1 protein-coding gene is annotated in these 257 nt (G+C 58.4%); it reads right to left on the bottom strand.

The features are described from left to right. The coding region (locus tag ACPYOM_RS22990) for an RNA polymerase sigma factor (protein ID WP_481347740.1) at window positions 1-233 on the bottom strand (233 nt) is incomplete at its 3' end. Window positions 234-257 lie beyond the last annotated feature (24 nt).

Here is a 257-nt window from a genome sequence, read left to right as displayed (position 1 = left end):
TTGCCGTCTTTCAGGGATTGGAAGATGGTGGCGAAGGCCTCCGCGACGACGTCATCGGCGTCGCTGGGGTTGTCCGACTGCGTGCGTGCGACGTAGTGGGCGATCTGGACATGCCGCTTGTAAAGAGTGTCAAAGGCGTCCGTGACACCTTGGCGGACGAGGTTCAGGATTTGGGGATCGCTGTCATTTTCGGCAGCCAAAGTTGGGGACGCCGCACCGGCCCCGGACGTCAATACTTGATCCATAAACAATAGTGT

It is taken from the genome of Monashia sp. HAY1-2A (assembly GCF_056755315.1).
Note: the sequence above shows the minus strand (reverse complement) of the source record. Positions and strands in the feature narration are given on the sequence as shown.